This window comes from Ralstonia sp. 1B3, from assembly GCF_036631435.1.
In genome coordinates this window covers 25,395-43,078 of the sequence record NZ_JAPNUG010000001.1, presented here as the reverse complement: position 1 = coordinate 43,078, position 17,684 = coordinate 25,395, and the positions used below count along the sequence as shown (strand labels likewise).

General features: G+C 64.0%; 13 protein-coding genes and 4 pseudogenes. 16 read left to right on the top strand and 1 reads right to left on the bottom strand.

Features of this window, described 5'->3' with window-relative positions; genetic code table 11:
- The first annotated feature begins 22 nt into the window (after positions 1-22).
- From OWR21_RS00215 to OWR21_RS00190, 6 genes and pseudogenes are all read left to right on the top strand, one after another.
- Positions 23-606: pseudogene (locus tag OWR21_RS00215) on the top strand (MarR family winged helix-turn-helix transcriptional regulator).
- A gap of 17 nt (positions 607-623) precedes the next feature.
- A pseudogene (locus OWR21_RS00210) lies at positions 624-1,483 on the top strand (enoyl-CoA hydratase family protein).
- Position 1,484: 1 nt separating this feature from the next.
- Positions 1,485-2,660 (top strand): acyl-CoA dehydrogenase family protein, encoded by a 1,176-nt coding sequence (locus OWR21_RS00205; RefSeq protein ID WP_332394294.1) that lies wholly within the window; start codon positions 1,485-1,487, stop codon positions 2,658-2,660.
- Between the two features lie 31 nt (positions 2,661-2,691).
- Positions 2,692-4,308 (top strand): AMP-binding protein, encoded by a 1,617-nt coding sequence (locus OWR21_RS00200; protein WP_332394293.1) that lies wholly within the window; start codon positions 2,692-2,694, stop codon positions 4,306-4,308.
- Positions 4,305-4,733, top strand: a complete 429-nt coding sequence (locus OWR21_RS00195; RefSeq protein WP_027679569.1) for an acyl-CoA thioesterase — start codon at positions 4,305-4,307, stop codon at positions 4,731-4,733. The genes OWR21_RS00200 and OWR21_RS00195 overlap by 4 nt, the downstream gene beginning before the upstream one ends.
- 12 nt (positions 4,734-4,745) lie before the next feature.
- The gene (locus tag OWR21_RS00190) at positions 4,746-5,144 is read left to right on the top strand and encodes a RidA family protein (protein WP_332394292.1); all 399 of its coding nucleotides are present in this window, start codon (positions 4,746-4,748) and stop codon (positions 5,142-5,144) included.
- 361 nt (positions 5,145-5,505) lie between these two features.
- Here the strand turns inward: OWR21_RS00190 and OWR21_RS00185 are convergent, their stop codons facing one another.
- A complete protein-coding gene (locus OWR21_RS00185; RefSeq protein ID WP_147214784.1) occupies positions 5,506-6,447 on the bottom strand; it encodes a LysR family transcriptional regulator in 942 nt (313 codons plus the stop codon).
- Positions 6,448-6,695: 248 nt separating this feature from the next.
- On the opposite strand from OWR21_RS00185, the pseudogene OWR21_RS00180 reads away from it, so the two are divergent.
- From OWR21_RS00180 to OWR21_RS12515, 10 genes and pseudogenes are all read left to right on the top strand, one after another.
- Positions 6,696-8,011: pseudogene (locus OWR21_RS00180) on the top strand (cation:dicarboxylate symporter family transporter).
- A gap of 19 nt (positions 8,012-8,030) precedes the next feature.
- On the top strand, positions 8,031-8,594 hold the full coding sequence (locus OWR21_RS00170; RefSeq protein ID WP_332394291.1) for a carboxymuconolactone decarboxylase family protein: 564 nt from the start codon (positions 8,031-8,033) through the stop codon (positions 8,592-8,594).
- Between the two features lie 33 nt (positions 8,595-8,627).
- Complete coding sequence (locus OWR21_RS00165; RefSeq protein WP_332394290.1) at positions 8,628-9,461, top strand: SDR family NAD(P)-dependent oxidoreductase; 834 nt, start codon at positions 8,628-8,630, stop codon at positions 9,459-9,461.
- 2 nt (positions 9,462-9,463) lie between these two features.
- Positions 9,464-10,285 carry an amidohydrolase family protein gene (locus tag OWR21_RS00160; RefSeq protein ID WP_147214788.1) on the top strand — a complete coding sequence of 274 codons (822 nt, stop codon included), beginning with the start codon at positions 9,464-9,466 and terminating at the stop codon, positions 10,283-10,285.
- A 9-nt stretch (positions 10,286-10,294) separates the two neighbouring features.
- Entirely contained in the window at positions 10,295-11,596 is a 1,302-nt protein-coding gene (locus tag OWR21_RS00155) for an MFS transporter (protein WP_147214789.1), read from the top strand.
- The gene (locus tag OWR21_RS00150; protein ID WP_147214790.1) at positions 11,593-12,534 is read left to right on the top strand and encodes an SMP-30/gluconolactonase/LRE family protein; all 942 of its coding nucleotides are present in this window, start codon (positions 11,593-11,595) and stop codon (positions 12,532-12,534) included. Before OWR21_RS00155 ends, OWR21_RS00150 begins: the two co-directional genes overlap by 4 nt.
- A 46-nt stretch (positions 12,535-12,580) precedes the next feature.
- A complete protein-coding gene (locus OWR21_RS00145; protein ID WP_147214791.1) occupies positions 12,581-13,378 on the top strand; it encodes a substrate-binding domain-containing protein in 798 nt (265 codons plus the stop codon).
- A 108-nt stretch (positions 13,379-13,486) separates the two neighbouring features.
- Positions 13,487-14,368: an alpha/beta fold hydrolase gene (locus OWR21_RS00140; protein WP_261797087.1), complete on the top strand. Its 882-nt coding sequence runs from the start codon at positions 13,487-13,489 to the stop codon at positions 14,366-14,368.
- Positions 14,369-14,438: 70 nt separating this feature from the next.
- Positions 14,439-15,338 carry an alpha/beta fold hydrolase gene (locus OWR21_RS00135; protein ID WP_332394289.1) on the top strand — a complete coding sequence of 300 codons (900 nt, stop codon included), beginning with the start codon at positions 14,439-14,441 and terminating at the stop codon, positions 15,336-15,338.
- A 1,000-nt stretch (positions 15,339-16,338) separates the two neighbouring features.
- Positions 16,339-17,684 (top strand): annotated as a pseudogene (locus tag OWR21_RS12515) (DUF1329 domain-containing protein).

The window sequence follows — 17,684 nt, the reverse complement described above, 5'->3', positions numbered from 1 at the left end:
CGGTATCCGGCGGGGAGGTAATGTGAGCAACGAACGCACCCGGCGCAAAACCGCACTCGCCACGCGCGCCTCAGGCCACCACGCCGTCGTGCATGCGCTGGGCGACGAACGTATCGGCCTGAAGCCCGTGCGCATGTGGATGATCACATGGACGTCAAGATCTGGCTGCGCCTCCTGGCATGCAGCACGCAGATCGAACAGCAGATCCGCCAGCGCCTGCGCACGCGCTTCAACACCACGCTGCCGCGCTTCGACTATCTGGCGCAACTCGATCGTCACCCGGACGGACTGCGCATGAACGTGCTGTCGCGCTACCTGATGGTGACCGGCGGCAACGTCACCGGCCTGACCGACCAGCTGGAGAAGGAAGGGCTTGTCAAACGCGAGGCGGATCCGGATGATCGCCGGTCCTTTCGCGTGTTGCTGACCGACGCCGGCCGCCGCCACTTTGCCGAGATGGCCGCCGAGCACGAACGCTGGCTGATCGAGATGTTCGACGGCCTTGGCATGGCCAACAAAGACGCGCTGTATGCGCAGCTCGGCCACCTGCGCGTCCACCTCGCGCAGCGCGAGCAAGAGCTGGACGCCCGCGAAGATCAACCTTGAACGAACCCGACCCAACCATGACCGACCCGAATCACCATATGGACCCGGCCTTGCTGGCCGGCAACCGCCGACCGCTGGCGGGCTATCAAGCCAAGCACTTTCTGTGGAGCGTGGAAGGCGGCGTTGCCACCATCACGCTCAACCGGCCCGAGCGCAAGAACCCGCTCACGTTCGATTCGTATGCCGAGCTGCGTGACCTGTTTCATCAGCTCAAGTGGGCGGATGACGTCAAGGCCATCGTGCTGGCCGGCGCGGGCGACAACTTCTGCTCCGGCGGCGATGTGCACGAAATCATCGGCCCGCTGGTGCAACTGAAGGCGCCCGAGCTGCTGATGTTTACGCGCATGACGGGCGAACTGGTGAAGACGATGCGCGCGTGCCCGCAGCCGATTGTCGCGGCAATTGACGGCGTGCGCGGGCGCGGGCGCGATCCTGGCGATGTCTTCCGACTTGCGCCTGGGCACGGCGCGCAGCACGACAGCGTTCCTCTTCAACCGCGTTGGCCTGGCCGGCTGCGACATGGGCGCCTGCGCGATCCTGCCGCGCATCATCGGGCAGGGCCGCGCGAGCGAACTGCTCTACACCGGCCGCTCGATGAGCGGCGAAGAGGGCGAGCGCTGGGGCTTCTTCAACCGCCTGTGCGAACCAGCCGAGGTGCTGGAGCCAAGCGCAAGCCCTGGCTGCCGACCTGGCCGCGGGCCCGACCTTTGCCAACGGCATCACCAAGACGATGCTGCACCAGGAATGGACGATGACGATCGAGCAGGCTATCGAGGCAGAAGCGCAGGCGCAGGCCATCTGCATGCTGACCGAAGACTTCTCGCGCGCGTATCACGCATTTGTCGCCAAGCAGAAACCGGTGTTCGAGGGGAACTGAGATGAGCGACAAAGACTATCTGCAATGGCCCTTCTTTGACGACAAACACCGCCAGCTCGAAGCCGAACTCGACGCCTGGGCCACGAAGCACATTCCGCACGACCACGGCCCCGATGTGGATGCCGAGTGCCGCGCGCTGGTCAAATCGCTCGGGCAGGCCGGTTGGCTGCGCCACGCCGTGGGCGGCACGGCGCAAGGCGGCGCGGCCGAGACCATCGACACGCGCGCCATCTGCCTGATCCGCGAGACGCTGGCGCGCCACTCCGGCCTGGCCGACTTTGCCTTTGCGATGCAGGGGCTGGGGTCGGGCGCCATTTCGTTGCACGGCACGCCGGAGCAGCGTGAACGCTATCTGACGAAGGTTGCGCGCGGCGAGGCTATCGCTGCATTTGCGCTGTCCGAACCGGATGCCGGCTCCGATGTGGCCGCCATGGCCTGCGCCGCGCGTGAAGACGGCAACGACTATGTGCTCGACGGCGAGAAGACGTGGATTTCCAACGGCGGCATCGCAGACTTCTACGTCGTGTTTGCCCGCACCGGTGAGGCGCCGGGCTCGCGCGGCATCAGCGCGTTCATCGTCGAGGCCGGTACGCCGGGCTTTGAGATTGCGGAGCGCATCGACGTGATTGCGCCGCACCCGCTGGCGCGCCTGCGCTTTACCAACTGTCGTATCCCGGCCGGCCAGCGTGTTGGCGCGGCAGGTGAGGGCTTCAAGGTGGCGATGCGCACGCTGGATGTGTTCCGCACCTCGGTGGCCGCAGCCGCGCTGGGCTTTGCACGCCGCGCGCTGGACGAAGCGCTGGCGCGCGCCACCACCCGCAAGATGTTCAGCGGCGTACTTGCCGATTTCCAGCTCACGCAGGCCAAGCTCGCACAAATGGCCACCGCCATCGACAGCGCCGCGTTGCTGACGTACCGCGCCGCGTGGCAGCGCGACCAGGGCCGCAACGTGACGCGCGAGGCTGCCATGGCCAAGTTGACCGCCACCGAGAACGCGCAGCAGGTGATCGACGCCGCCGTGCAGATGTGGGGCGGCCTGGGCGTGGTGAGCGAGCAGCCGGTCGAGCGCCTGTACCGCGAGATCCGCTCGCTGCGAATCTACGAAGGCGCGACGGAAGTGCAGCAACTGATCATCGCGCGCGAACTGCTGCGTGCGGCCACGCCTGCAGCGCACTGACACTGCCCAGCCCAGAGACGGAGAGCTCGCCATGCCTAGCGCCCATATCGACACCTTCGCCCGCGACCGGCTGCCGCCGGCGGAGCTGCAACCGGTGTATCGCTTCGACCTGCCGGCGCTGCAGTTTCCGCCGCAGCTGAACTGCGCAACCGAACTGCTCGACCGCCGCGTTGCTGCAGGCGAGGGCGGCCGCCTCTGCATCCAGGCGCCCGGCATCCGCTGGACGTACGCCGATCTGCAGGCGCACGCCAACCGCATCGCCAACGTGCTGGTCAATGAGATGGGCGTTGTGCCGGGCAACCGCGTGCTGCTGCGCTCGCCCAACAGCCCGATGCTTGCCGCGTGCTGGTTTGCCGTGATGAAAGTTGGCGCCATTGCGGTGACAACCATGCCGCTGCTGCGCGCCAAGGAGCTGGGGCAGATTCTGGGCAAGGGCGAGATCGGCTTCGCACTGTGCGATGCGCGGCTCGTCGACGAGTTGCGCGATGCCGTGGCGCAAGCGGCCAAGCCTGTGCAGATGCTGTGCTTTCACGATGACACGCCGGAAGGGCTGGAGGCTGCCATGGCCCGCCAGCCGGACACCTTCACCAACGTGGATACGGCGGCAGATGACACGTGCCTGCTCGCTTTCACGTCGGGCACGACGGGCGTGCCGAAAGCGACGATGCATTTTCATCGCGACATCATGGCCATTTGCGCGTGCTGGCCGCCGCATGTGTTGAAGCCGCGCGCGGACGACATCTTCATCGGCAGCCCGCCGATGGCGTTTACGTTTGGCCTCGGCGGCCTGCTGCTGTTTCCGATGAGCGTGGGTGCATCGACGGTGCTGCTGGAGAAGGCGTCACCGAATGATCTGGTCGATGGCATCCGCACGTTTGGCGCGACGGTGCTGTTCACCGCGCCCACCACGTACCGCAACATCGCGGCGCGTGGAGACGAGCTGCGTGCCACGCCGCTGCGCCGCTGTGTGTCGGCGGGCGAAGCGCTGCCGGTGGCCACGCGCACGCTGTGGAAGAACGCCACCGGCATCGACTTGATTGACGGCATTGGCGCGACTGAGATGCTGCATATCTTCATCTCCGCCGCTGATGCCGACGTGCGCCCCGGCGCCACTGGCAAGGCCGTCCCCGGCTATGTCGCGCGCGTTGTGGATGACGCCGGCAAGCCCGTGCCGCCGGGCACCGTGGGCCGCCTGGCGGTGCAAGGCCCGACCGGTTGCCGCTACCTGGCCGATGACCGGCAGCGCGCGTACGTGCGCAACGGCTGGAACCTCACGGGCGATGCCTACGTGATGGATGAGGAAGGCTATTTCCACTACCACTCGCGCACCGACGACATGATCATTTCGTCCGGCTACAACATCGCCGCGCCCGAGGTGGAAGACGCACTGATGCAGCATCCGGCCGTGGCCGAGTGCGGCGTGATCGGCGAGCCCGATGAAGAGCGTGGGCAGATCGTCAAGGCGTTCGTGGTATTGCACCCGGGCCACACGGCGGGGCCGGAGATGGTCAAGACGCTGCAGGACTTCGTAAAGCAGACCGTGGCCCCGTACAAGTATCCGCGCGCCATCGAGTTTCGCGCGAGCCTGCCGCGCAGTGAAGTCGGCAAGCTGTTGCGCTACCGCCTGCGCGAACACGACAAATCATGAGTGACTACCACTTCGAGCGCGCCGCGCGCATCCGCTTTGCACACTGCGACCCGGCCGGCATCGTCTACTTTCCGCAGTACCTTGTGCTGTTCAACGGCCTGGTCGAAGACTGGTTTACCGACGGCCTGGGCGTTTCATATGCGCAGATGCTGGGCCCGCGCCGCATCGGCCTGCCCATCGTCAAGCTGCATTGCGAGTTCAGCGCCATCAGCCGCATGGGCGACGACGTGCAGTTCAAGCTGAAGCTGGAGCGGCTGGGCAATGCGTCGCTCACACTGGGTCTGGATTGCTGGGCCGGCGATGAGCAGCGCGTGCGCTCGCAGCAGGTGCTGGTATTCACCGATCTCAATACGCATCGCGCGATGCCGATGCCGCCCGATGTGCGGCAGGCGATCGAAGCGAGCGTTCAACCGCAGTCGCAATAGAACCAGAAGGAATTGCATCATGGAAGTACTCCTCCTCCCAACTGGCCGCGTCCGAAGGGCTACGCCAACGGTGTGTCCGCGCGCGGGCGCATGGTGTTCGTGGCCGGCATGATCGGCTGGGATGCGCAGGGCGTGTTCCACACAGACGACTTGGCGGGCCAGGTCCGCCAGGCACTGCAGAACATCGTCGAGGTGCTGGCCGCCGGCGACGCCAAGCCCGAGCACATCGTGCGCATGACGTGGTACGTGACCGACAAGAAGGCTTACGTCGAGGCCTACCCAGAGATCGGCAAGGCGTTCCGCGAGCTGATCGGCAGCTTCAGCATTGCGATGACGGCGGTGGAAGTGGCGGCGCTGGTCGAAGACCGGGCCAAGGTGGAGATTGAGGTGACGGCGGTGGTGCCGGATTAGTTTTTTTCGAACCGGTGAGGGGAGACAAAAGGTCCGTACCTGAACAAAGTAGTTTGGTCCAACTGCGGGGTTGGCAACTATTCGCGCCAGTCCGCGATTGGCGCAGTCCGATCCGGGCAAGGTTTGGGAGCAGTGACGTGCATATGGCAGTCTGCGCTCTGTAGTTCCGCGTCCCTACCAGCCGGATACGGTGCCGGCGGCAGCATTAGGACGAGTGCGGCACGGCCGCTGGCTGATCGGACGAGATGAGGTATCGGCCCCCTTGGGCGATCCCCTGGCGATATCTTTCATGATCCTCAAGAAAGAGCCGCGCAGATTGATCAATGGACTCTTGCCATTGCCGTTTCAGCGCGGCCAGCGGCTAACGAGCCCGATCGTCAGGCCAGACCACATCTGCCTTCCACGATTCCGACGCAATGAACTGCTTGAGCCTGTCTTGCAGCAGGGCTGTCCAGGCAGCGGCAAAGCGGGAAGGGGGATTCTCGCGCAAGGTCGTGATCGCCACGCTCGAACGGATGCCGGGGCGGCCGATGCGATGCGCAACGAGTTCACCGCGTGCGATCTCCTCCTTGATCGCGATGTAGGTCAGGATCGAATAGCCAGCGCCGGCCTTTACCAGTTGCTTGGTCAGCGACACGCTGTCGACTTCCAGCGCGACGCGCAGCCGCACACCGTGCTGGATGGCCGCCTGTTCGACCAGGCGCCGATTGCTGTGCGGCAGGCCCGGCAGGATCAACGGAATGCTGGCCAAGTCGCGGATCTGGTATTCGCGCTGATCGGCCTCTGAACCGGGCGGCCCCACCAGGATCATGGGTTCGCTGAACAACGGGCGCACGTGGAATGCATCCAGCGGCGGCTGGTTGTAGACGACGGCAAGGTCAACGCGCCGATCCAGCACCCACTCCTGCAGCGAGCTGCTCAGGCCTTCACGCACATGCAACGACACCCTGGGCCACTGCGCCCGGAAGGCCTGGACGAGATCGGCGCCGATCAGAGCACCCATGGTCGGCGGCAGGCCAACGGCCAGATGCCCGCGCTCCTCATCCGCGCTGGCGCGAACGTCTTCGCTGGTTTCGCTGAGCAGGTGCGTGATCATTTCCGCCCGCTCCAGCAGACGCGACCCCGCCGAGGTAAGCCGGACGCCGCGGCCATGCCGAACCAGCAGCGGCACACCAATCTCCGCCTCCAGTTTTGCGATCTGTCGGCTTAGCGCCGGTTGCGCGATGTACAGCTCGGCGGCTGCGCGGCTGAAACTGCCGGCACGCGCCACGCGGATGAAGCTCTTGAGTTCGCGGATGTCCATGCTTGCTTCGAGATATGCCGTGTTGGCATAGCTTTGTATGTCCACATGGTCTTTGTCAAGAAAAGACCGTCAATCTATGCTTCCTATAAATAACAAGTTACCAACGCGTACAGGAGACGGCTCGCCCTCAGGCCATACGGCCAGCGGCGTTCACGTCCCCAACGACCGCCTTTCTAGCAATACAAGTCCAGCAAGCTTGCGTCGTCTTCTCGCCGCAGAGCACTGAACGACTGGACGCAGGAGACACCATGAAACATCTGAAGAAGCTGCACGTGCAGGTCTTGATCGGCCTGGCGTGTGCGGTCGTCCTCGGCATCGCCGCGCCGCAGTGGGCCGTTGCCATGAAGCCCATCGGGCAGGCGTTCATCGCGCTGCTGAAGATGATGCTGGCCCCGATCATCTTCTGCACGCTGGTGCAGGGCCTGGCACACGTGCGAGACCTGCGCATGCTGGGCCGTATGGGCGTGAAGTCGCTGGTGTACTTCGAGGTGGTCAGCACGGTGGCCATGGTGCTGGGTTTTGTGCTCGTCAACGTGTTCGAACCCGGGGTGGGGCTGCACGCCACCAACCTCGCAGAAAGCGCTGATGCGGTGAAGGCCACAAGCGGTGCTGGCGGCATCTCGGCCGTCAATTACCTGCTCAGCCTGATTCCGCACACGCTGGTCGATGCCTTTGCCAAGGGCGACATCGTGCAGGTGCTGATCATCTCGATCCTGGCGGGTCTGGCACTGAACCTCTCGGTGGGTCCGGATTCGGTTCTGCTGCGTGGCATGGATGAAGCGCAGAAGGTGCTGTTCCGCATGCTCGGCTTCATCATGAAGCTGGCACCGCTCGGCGCGTTTGGGGCCATGGCCGCAGCGGTGGGCAGCTACGGCGGCGTGACGCTGCTGTATCTGCTCAAGGTCATCGTGCTGTATTACGCCGCCTCGCTGCTGTTCGTGTTTGGCGTGCTCAGCTCGATCAGCTGGATGATCGGCCTGCCGTACTTCAGCGTGCTCAAGCTGATTCGCGACGAGATGCTGCTGATCTTCGGCACAGCATCGAGCGAAGTGGCCTTCCCGCGTCTGGTGGAGAAGCTGCAACGCGCAGGTTGTGATGAAGCGGTGGTCGGCTTTGTGCTGCCCGCCGGCTACAGCTTCAACCTCGACGGCACGTCGATCTACATGGCCATCGCAGTGGGCTTCATTGCGCAGGCGACGGACACACCGTTCTCGCTGTGGCAGCAACTGGGTTTGCTTGCCATCCTGAGCCTGACCTCAAGGGTGGCACCACCGTTGCCGGCGGCGCATTCGTCAAGCTGGCGGCCACGCTGCAATCGGTGCGTTCGCTGCCGGTGGCGGGTCTGGGCCTGCTGTTCGGCATCGACCGCGTCATGGCGATCGCCACTGCGCTCGTCAACGTGGTCGGGAACACCATTGCGGTCTTCGCCATCGCCCGCTGGGAAGGCGCATTCGATGCCGAGGCCTTCCATCGCGAAACCGGCGGGCAGGCCCGTTCTTCTCTCCTTAAGCTGCAGAAGCCCGCCACACAAGCTGCGGTGGCGCACGACGCGCTGACCCACTAAGTCACTGAGCAACACCAACATGCAACGCATTGCCGCCCTCAATCCCGATGCGCTGGACGCAGACCAGCGCGCCGTCTACGACGCCATTGCCAATGGCCCCCGCAAGGGTGTGCGCGGCCCGCTGGCCGTCTGGCTGCATCGCCCCCTGCTGGCCGACCGCGCACAGGCGCTCGGACGCTATTGCCGCTACGACAGCAGCCTGCCGCCGCGCCTGTCCGAACTGGCCATCCTGTTCATGGGCCGCTACTGGTTGGCCGAATACGAATGGGCCGCGCACAAGCCGTTCGCATTGGAAGCCGGCGTATCGCCGGCGGTGATCGACGCCATTCGCGACGGCATGAACCCGGCGTTCGAGCAGCGCGACGAGGCGCTCGTCTTCGCGTTCCTCACCCAACTGCATGCCACGCGCGAAGTAGACGACGGCCTGTACGCCGAACTGGTGGACGCCATCGGCCAGAACGGCGTGGTCGATCTGGTCGGCATTGCCGGCTACTACACGCTCATCTCGATGACCATCAAGGCATTCAACGTGCCCGCGCCGGCCGGTGCGACGCCGGAACTGCCGACGCAACTGTCGATGTAACAGCAACAAGCAACAAGCAACAAGGAATTCACTGTGCAAGCAACGACCGACTTTGAACAAGCCACGGCCGCGGGCCGTCTGGCAGGTAAGGTGGCCATCGTGACCGGCGCAGGCTGCGTCGGCCCGGGCTGGGGTAACGGCCGCGCCGTAGCTGTGCTGTTTGCGATGGCGGGGGCGCGCGTATTCGCCGTCGACAAGAGCCTTGAGGCCATGGAGGAAACGCTGCGCCGCGTGCGCGAGGCCGGTGGTGAGGTCACGCCGTACACCTGCGACGTGACCGACACCACAGCCGTCAAAGGCATGGTCGATGCCTGTGTTGAGCAATACGGCCGCGTCGATGTCCTGGTGAACAACGTGGGCGGTTCCGCTGCCGGCGGCCCGGTGGCGCTGTCCGAAGACAAGTGGGATGCGCAGGTCGCGTTCAACCTCAAGAGCGTGTACCTCACCTGCAAGCACGTGCTGCCCGTGATGGAAGCGCAGGGCAGCGGCGCCATCGTCAATACGGCATCCACCTCGGGCATCCGCTGGACGGGTTCGGCGCAAGTGGCCTACGCCGCGTGCAAGGCTGGAGTGATCCAGCTCTCCAAGGTGGTGGCGGTCGAGTATGCGAAGAAGGGCATTCGCGTGAACACCGTGGTGCCGGGGCAATTGCATACGCCTATGGTGGAAGTGCGCCTCGCCGGCCAGCGCTCGGGCGGCGATGTCGACAAGCTGCTGGAAAGCCGCCTTGCCCGCATTCCGCTCGGCTTCATGGGCGACGGGCGTGATACCGCGCATGCCGCGCTGTTCCTCGCTTCGGACGAGGCGCGCTTTATTACAGGTACCGAAGTCGTGGTCGACGGCGGCATGACGGCGCGGTGCGACTGATCATGCAAGGCGAACTGAACGGCGGCGTGTGGGACTGCCATACGCACATCTATGGGCCCTGGGATGCCTTTCCGCTGCCGGCCGATGCGTCGTATCGCCCGGCGGAAGCCCCGATGACGCAACTGCTTGCGCTGCATGAGCAACTGGGTGTCACGCACGGCGTGCTGGTGCAGGCGGCGTGCTACCAGTCCGATCACCGTGCGCTACTGGCCGCGCTGGCCATGACGCAAGGGCGCTACCGAGGCGTCGCGCTGGTCGACCACACCACGAGTGATGACGCCCTGCGCGAGTTGCACGAAGGCGGCGTGCGCGGCATCCGCTTCAACTTCATGGGTCACCTGCCGGGCGACCGTGATCTGGGCCGCTTGCGCGAACTTGCCGAGCGCGTCGGGCCCATGGGTTGGCACGTGCTGCTGCATGGACAACTGGATCAGCTTCTGCCGGTGCTCCACGCGTGGGAAGACCTGAATGTGCCGCTGGTGATCGACCACATGGCCCGTCAGGATGCGACGCGCCCGCTGGACGAAGCTGCCATGCGCGAGCTGGAGCGTCATCTGCGCAATGACAAGCGGTGGATCAAGTTGTCTGGGGTCGACCGCGTCATGCAAGGCGCGGCACCGCCGTGGGAGGCAGCATTGCCGCTGATGAGGCGCTTGGTGCAAGCGGCACCCGAGCGATCCATCTGGGGCACGGACTGGCCGCATCCCAACATCAAGGGCGACGTGCCCGACGACAGCAGTCTGCTCGCGTTCGTGCAGGAAGCCTGCGGCGCCGACGCTGCCGAAGCTGTGCTCGTTCATAACCCGCAACGACTCTATTTCTGAGGCATCGCCATGCAAGCCACGTTTATCGATGCCGCCCAGGCAGGGCAGTCTGCTGAACAAAGCGCCTGTCGCAAGGCTGCCTGGCGCCTCGTGCCGCTGTTGGCAATCGCGTACTTCGTCAACTACCTCGATCGGACCAACGTCGGCTTCGCGGCGCTGACCATGAACCGCGACCTGGGCTTGAGCGCCGCGCAGTTTGGTCTGGCTGCCGGCATCTTCTACGTGGGCTATTGCCTGTTCGAGGTGCCGAGCAACCTGGCGCTGTATCGCTATGGCGCACGTCGCTGGCTGGCGCGGATCATGATCACGTGGGGCCTGTTTGCTGCAGGCACAAGCTTGGCCGTTGGGCCCAACAGCTATGCGGCGATCCGCCTGCTCGCCGGCATTGGCGAGGCCGGGTTCTTTCCTGGCGTCATCTTCTATCTCACCCTGTGGTTTCCGTCGCGCTATCGCACGCGCATGATGGGCTGGTTTCTCGCTGCGATCCCGCTTTCGTCGGTATTCAGTGGGCCGCTGTCGGTATCGATGCTGGAGCTGGACGGTTGGCTGGGGCTGCATGGCTGGCAGTGGCTGTTCATCCTGCAGGGGCTGCCGGCCTGTGTGCTCGGCCTGCTTTGCCTGCGCATGCTGACCGATCGCCCCGATAACGCCGCCTGGCTTACGGCAGAGGAGCGCGCCGCACTGGCGTCGGCCATCGAACGGGAGCGCAGCGCAGCGGTTGAGCATCGTCTCGGACCGGCGCTCAAAGACGCACGCGTCTGGCTGCTCACGGCCATTCTGTTCAGCTACATCATCGGCATTCTGGGCATTGGCGTGTGGATGCCGACCATCCTGAAGACGCATCACCTGTCGAACACGCAGGTGGGCTTTGCCACGGCGCTGCCTTACGTCGTCGGCGCCCTGGTCATGCTGGTCTGGGCACGCGTGGTGGCGCGCACGCAGCGCTACGTTTTGCACCTGGTGATCACCTGTGCGGTGGCGGCGCTGGGCTTCTTTGCATCGGTGGCGTCTGATGCGCTGGTGCCCGCCATGCTCGGCTTGACGGTGGCCGTGGTGGGGTTGTCATCCGTGCGCACGTGCTTCTACAGCATTCCGGCAACGTTCCTGGACAAGCAGGCTGCAGCGGGCGGCCTCGCTTTCATCAACTCCGTGGGTAGCCTTGGCGGGTTGTTTGGCCCGTACATGGTGGGCTGGCTGAAAGACGCCACGGGCTCGTTCAAGGCCGGGCTGATCGGCATGGGCGCGATGCTGGTGCTGGCAACGCTGCTTTCTCTGGTGCTGCTGAGCCGCGTCAAGGAGGGCCAGCGATGAGCAACGACTGGTGGCAACCCAGCCTGCGCACGCCTGACCCTGCCGTGCGCATTCTCGACCCGCGCTTCGAGCACTACCGCTTGCCGCACGCCAAGGTCGAGCGCCTGTGGACCGGCTGCCGCTGGGCGGAAGGCCCCGTCTGGTTTGGCGACGCCGGGGCGCTCTATTGGACCGACCTGCCCAACGATCGCATCCTGCGCTGGGACGATGCGTCCGGCGCGGTGGCGGCATACCGCACGCCCTCCGACAAGGCCAACGGCCTGACACGCGACCGGCAGGGCAGGCTGATTGCCTGCGAGCATGGGCAACGCCGCGTTACGCGCACCGAATACGACGGCAGCATCATCGTGCTGGCCAGCGAGTTCGATGGCAAGCCGCTCAATTCTCCGAACGACGTGGTCGTCGCAAGTGACGGCGCGGTGTGGTTTACCGATCCGCCGTTCGGCCTGGTGAGCGACTACATGGGCCAGATTGCCAAGCCGCAGTTGCCAGCAAGCATCTATCGGATCGACCCGCGCGATGGACGATTGGATTGCGTTGCGGACGATGTGCTCGGACCCAACGGGCTGGCGTTCTCACCGGATGAGCGGACGCTTTACGTGGTGGCATCGCGCGCACGGCCGCGCGAGATTCTCGCATTCGATGTGGTCGACGGCAAAACGCTGGGCGACCGCCGTGTGCTGATCGATGCCGCGGACGGGGCTCCGGACGGTTTTCGCGTCGACGTGCATGGGAACCTGTGGTGCGGCTGGGGCACCGGCACCGCAGAGCTTGATGGCGTGCGGGTGTTTGCCCCCGACGGCACCGCGATCGGCCACATCGCACTGCCGGAGCGCTGCGCGAACCTGTGCTTTGGCGGGCGGCACCTCAACCGCCTTTTCATGGCGTCCACCACATCGCTCTATGCCCTGTACGTGAACACACGCGGGGCGGTTTAGTTCTGCAACACCAAAAATCAAACGAGAACGACTTAGGAGACAAGACATGCCGTTCCAATCCAGAGTGCGCCGGTTTGCGGCGCGTACGCTGTGCGCAGTGCCGTTGATCGCCGCAACGGGTGCGGTCTGGGCCGCCGATATCCACGTGCTGGCCACCGGTGCGTTGCACGCAGCGTTCGAGAAAGTCATACCGGCGTACGAGCGGCAGTCGGGCAACCATCTGATCATTGCGTGGGGCCCGTCCTATGGCAGCTCGCCAGATGCCTTGCCGATGCGCATCAAGAACGGCGAGCCGATGGACGTCTGCTTCATGATCGGCGCCGCCTTGACGGACCAAGTAAAGCAAGGGCGCTTCATTCCGGAGTCGCGCGTTGATCTCGTGGCGTCAGGCGTTGGCGTTGCAGTGCGCAAGGGCTTGCCCAAGCCGAATATCCAGACTGTCGACGATCTGCGCCAAACGTTGCTGGCGGCCAAGTCGGTGGCATTTTCCGAAGGGGCGAGCGGCACCTACATCACCGGCACGCTGTTCGAGCGTCTCGGGATTGCCGAGCAGATGAAAGCCAAGAGCGTGCTGATCCGTGGCAAGGAGCTGGTCGGCTCGGCCCTGGAGCGCGGCGAGGCCGATCTGGGCCTGCAGCAGATCAGCGAGCTGCGCGCGTTCAGCGGCATCCAGTATGTCGGCCCGCTGCCCGCCGAAGTGCAGAAGACGAGCGTGATTGCGGCTGCAGTCGCAAAGGATGCCAAGGAACGCAAGGCCGCCGAAGGGTTGATCACGTATCTGCGCTCGCCGGAAGTTGCTGCCAAGCTGGTCCAGACGGGGCTCGACCCGATTTCCGCCAAATAGCCTGATTCGTTGCCGTTGTCTGATGCATCGCGGTTGGTTTCCAGCCGCGAAGGGCCACTGTTACCCGAAACAATAACAACCGGGCCATGTCCCGGAAAAGGAGACTCCATGACGTTGCAGAAATGCCTTCTTGGCGCCGCATTGACTCTGATGATGTCCGCCTGCGCCACGTCAACGCCAACCAGTGCAGACGTGCAGCGGACGCTCGTGCGCCATGGCGAAGTGCAGATCGAAACCCTGAGCCAAGGAAGTGGGCCGACCGTTGTCATCCTGCCGTCGCTGGGGCGCGGCGCTGAAGATTACGACGAGGTGGCCCGCCTGCTTGCCGCGGATGGGCTGCGTGTCCTGCGGCCGCAACCGCGCGGCATTGGTCAAAGCAAGGGGCCGATGGCCAATCTCGACATGCATGCGTTTGCGGCCGACGTTGCCGCCGTGCTCGATCAGGAAAAGACAGGGCCCGTTGTCGTGGTGGGGCATGCCTGGGGCAGCCAGCCGGCGCGCATGCTGGCGGTGGATCGGCCAGACCTGGTGCGCGGTCTCGTCATGGCGGCAGCCTCCGCCGGCAAGCTGCCGCCGGGTTCCAACGAGAAGCCTTACGGCCGGCTGCGCGAAGCGATTGATGGCTCCGGCAACCTCGCGCTGCCCGAGGCGAAGCGTCTGGAATATCTGCGCCAGGCATTCTTCGCTCCGGGCCACGACCCGAAACCATGGTTGAGCGGGTGGTATCCGGACGCGCATCACGCGCAGGCCCACGCCCGCAATGTCACGCCGGTGGATGCGTACTTCGCTGGCGGCACGGTACCCATGCTTGATCTGCAGGCGCAGTACGACGCCGTGGTCGTGCCCAACGTGTTCAAGCCCATGCTTGGCAATCGCGTGACGGTGGAGGTGATCCGCGATGCCGGGCACGCCATGGCGCCCGAGCAACCTGCAGCGATGAGCCGCGCCATCGCGCGCTTCGCCCGACGTGTCTATCCGGGCGCGTCCTGATTCCGTCAACACTACAACTTGCAGGCCGACGCATCCGCGCGGCATGCCCATCCACACCAAGGAGAACATCATGAAACTGATCAAGTACGGCTGTACCGCATTGGCAGCGGTCATGCTTTCCTTCTCTGCGCTGGCAGCCGCGGATGCCGGGCAGATTGATCGCGAACTGGTCAAGTACAGCAACGTGCAGATCGAGGTGATGCGGCAGGGCAAGGGGCCGCTGATCGTCATCCTGCCGTCGCTGGGCCGTTCGGGGCGCGATTACGACCAGGTCGCAGACCGGTTGGTCGCCGACGGCTTCCGCGTGTTGCGCCCGGAGCCGCGTGGCATTGGCCGGAGCAAGGGGCAGATGGCGAATCTGGACATGCATGCCTTCGCCGCCGATGTGGCTGCAGTGATCGAGCACGAGAAGCAGGGGCCGGCTGTGGTGGTGGGCCACGCCTGGGGTAACTTCCCGGCGCGCATGGTGGCGGTGGATCGCCCCGAGCTGGTGCGTGGCGTGGTTCTGGTGGCAGCTTCCGCCGGCAAGGTACCGCCTGGCTCGAACGAGAAACCCATCAACGCGGAGATGCGCAAGGCTATCGATGGCGCAGGTGACATGCATCTGTCGGAAGAGCAGCGGCTGGAATACCTGCGGAAAGCCTTCTTTGCGCCGGGCAACGACCCCCGCGTCTGGCTCGATGGTTGGCACGAAGAGACGCATGAGGCGGAGTCCCATGCCCGCAACGTGACGCCGGTCGATGCGTACTTTGCGGCGGGGAACGCGCCGATCCTGGACTTGCAGGCAGAACACGACGCAGTGGCGCCGCGCCGGTTCTCGCAGGTGCTGAAATCGATGCTGGGTGATCGTGTCACGGTGGTTGTGGTGCCCAACGCAGGTCACGCCTTTGCGCCGGAACAGCCCAAGGCGATGGCGGACGCGATCGCCGCGTTTGCGAAGCGCGTGTACGCAGAGCCAACCAAGCAGTAGTCGCGGTTGCCTGTCATGTGGAGGCAGGCCGCGTGACTTGCCTCCAGGATGACTGTCGACGCTATTTAGACGCGGCCAACATTGCGGGTCAGAGTTGTCGCGCCATCCTCCGGGCATCTCAGCTCTTTGGGTCGGCAGGTTGAGGCTGGAAAAGGGCGTCAACGCAGAGTGTCCAGACGCATTTCCAACATCCTCTGGCGTCCATCGGCTCTCCTCCATCGGCCCGGCATTGGCTTGCGATTCACACCCCCATTTCTAGCCGCCGCTTTCCCTTGTTGGATGAAGAGGCATCGCTGCCGTTGAATGCGACGGTCGATGACTATCGACATATGCGGCAGTGTCTGGGTACCACGCGAACCGTGGCAGTGCAGTCGGCAAACATAAGACTGACAACCGGTTCGCCCCCGAAAGTTCTATTCCTCCCTTTCGGTAGCGGCATTAAGTTCACGGGCCTGTCGGCGTGCGCTAACAACGGTGCTACGCGACCTTGCCACCGCATTCGGCGAGCACGTGCTTGCCGGGAAATACAACGGTGGACGTATCCGCTATGCGAGAGGCTCTTTGAGCGTCACGGCAAGCACCCGTCGCATCCCTGACTAAGACAGTGCGCACAAGATGGCGTCTTAATTTGCCCTCCGGCAGGGCAGAAGCGGGCCGCTGCACCAACAAGGGGAGAGTACGTGCGTTTGCTTCCGGATCGTCTTGTTAAGTCAATATAAGTCAGATGTTGGTGGCGAACCATTCTCCGGCCATGTCGAGGAAGCTCAACATTTACCGCGCAACACTGGCATAAACCCTGCTTGATAGGCGCCCGTGCCGCTGCTAAATTCGCTTTACATCAGCTTTGCGGTGCATCCGAATTTCTTGCCATCCATCTGACGATCGCTTTCGATACGGCTCTGACTGAGTCGTTGAGGGGGCGCAAATTCTCGAGGAGAGTGTTGTGATTGCCAGGACTACCCAGCCGCTGCAGCCGTTTGCTGCTATCAAAAAGGTCACCATGCCTTCCCTGCTTGCTGCGCTCTTCTCGGCGGCGGCGTACCCGGCAATAGCACAGACGGCTGATCTGACGCCTGCTGGCGCGGAAAAGGCCGGGACGTCCAGCGGCATTCCTGCATGGACCGCGCCGGGGGCGCTGGAGAATGGATGGAGTCCTGGCAAGCGCCGACTGGATTTCTTCAAGTACAAATCTGACAAGCCGCTGTACGTCATCGATGCGAGCAACGTCGACCAGTATGCCGACAAGCTGAATCCTGGCCAGGTCGCGCTGATCAAGCAAACCAAGGGATACACCATGCCGGTGTATCCGACGCGTCGAACCTGCGGTATGCCCGACTTTGTGGCGGAGAACACCAAGAAGAACATCGGCTTCGCCAAGATGAGTCCAGACGGCACTGCATTGGCCGATGCGTATCTTCCTGGGTTCCCGTTTCCGCATCCTAAGACGGGCGCCGAAGCGATGTGGAACGCCAAGCTGGGCTACCGCGGCGTTGGCATCGAGTTCCGAGACCAGATTACGATGACGTCGCCGCGAAAGGGAAGCTCTGGCGATGGCCTGAAATTTGTATCCGACACGTGGCTCTACTTCCCCTGGGGCGTGAAGGGCGGCACGACGTTTCTGCCGCGGGCCAGGTCGAGGCGATGAACTACTTCACGTACAAGTCGCCTGTGGCCCTGGCCGGCCAGGGCGCAATGTTTACTGCGTATGCCGCCAAACCGGCGGAAGTCTTCTACTACTTCCCGGGGCAACGTCGGACGCGCCGGATGCCGACCTATGCCTACGATGCACCGCAGATCGGCTTCGACAACCAGTACAACATCGACGAGGCGTACGTCTTCTCTGGTCTTCTGGATCGGTTCGACTGGAAGCTGATTGGCAAGAAGGAGATGCTTATTCCGTACAACGCGCTCGGGATGTACGACTTCACGGCCAAGTACGAAGACGCCTATCAGCCGGACTTCATTAACCCTGCGTACCGGCGCTATGAGCTCCACCGCGTGTGGTTGGTAGAGGCGACGGTCAAACAAGGTGTTCGGCATTCCGCGCCTAAGCGTCTCTTCTACATCGACGAAGATAGCTGGGGTCTTGCTGGTGCGGTGGACTATGACGCCCAGGGCAAGATCTCCAAGGTGCGGGAAGGATATTCGATTCCCGTGTATGAGACGGGAGCCTGTATGTCTCTCGTCTTCGCGCAATACAACCTGAATGATGGCCGCTACGTTGTCGACGGATCGATGCTCGCGGCAGGAAAAGATGCGAAATGGATTGTGGATGGCGCCGACGATCCGCACTTCAAGGCGAGCTTCTACAACGCTGAAAACCTTCGCGCGTTGAGCGAGCGTTGA

What these genes read in the sequence shown, in the direction of transcription:
- OWR21_RS00140 (WP_261797087.1), top strand. Translation starts at nt 13,487, where the DNA reads ATGACGTTGCAGAAATGCCTTCTTGGCGCCGCATTGACTCTGATGATG.
- OWR21_RS00185 (WP_147214784.1), bottom strand. Translation starts at nt 6,447, where the DNA reads ATGGACATCCGCGAACTCAAGAGCTTCATCCGCGTGGCGCGTGCCGGC.
- OWR21_RS00205 (WP_332394294.1), top strand. Translation starts at nt 1,485, where the DNA reads ATGAGCGACAAAGACTATCTGCAATGGCCCTTCTTTGACGACAAACAC.
- OWR21_RS00170 (WP_332394291.1), top strand. Translation starts at nt 8,031, where the DNA reads ATGCAACGCATTGCCGCCCTCAATCCCGATGCGCTGGACGCAGACCAG.
- OWR21_RS00155 (WP_147214789.1), top strand. Translation starts at nt 10,295, where the DNA reads ATGCAAGCCACGTTTATCGATGCCGCCCAGGCAGGGCAGTCTGCTGAA.
- OWR21_RS00200 (WP_332394293.1), top strand. Translation starts at nt 2,692, where the DNA reads ATGCCTAGCGCCCATATCGACACCTTCGCCCGCGACCGGCTGCCGCCG.
- OWR21_RS00150 (WP_147214790.1), top strand. Translation starts at nt 11,593, where the DNA reads ATGAGCAACGACTGGTGGCAACCCAGCCTGCGCACGCCTGACCCTGCC.
- OWR21_RS00195 (WP_027679569.1), top strand. Translation starts at nt 4,305, where the DNA reads ATGAGTGACTACCACTTCGAGCGCGCCGCGCGCATCCGCTTTGCACAC.
- OWR21_RS00160 (WP_147214788.1), top strand. Translation starts at nt 9,464, where the DNA reads ATGCAAGGCGAACTGAACGGCGGCGTGTGGGACTGCCATACGCACATC.
- OWR21_RS00135 (WP_332394289.1), top strand. Translation starts at nt 14,439, where the DNA reads ATGAAACTGATCAAGTACGGCTGTACCGCATTGGCAGCGGTCATGCTT.
- OWR21_RS00145 (WP_147214791.1), top strand. Translation starts at nt 12,581, where the DNA reads ATGCCGTTCCAATCCAGAGTGCGCCGGTTTGCGGCGCGTACGCTGTGC.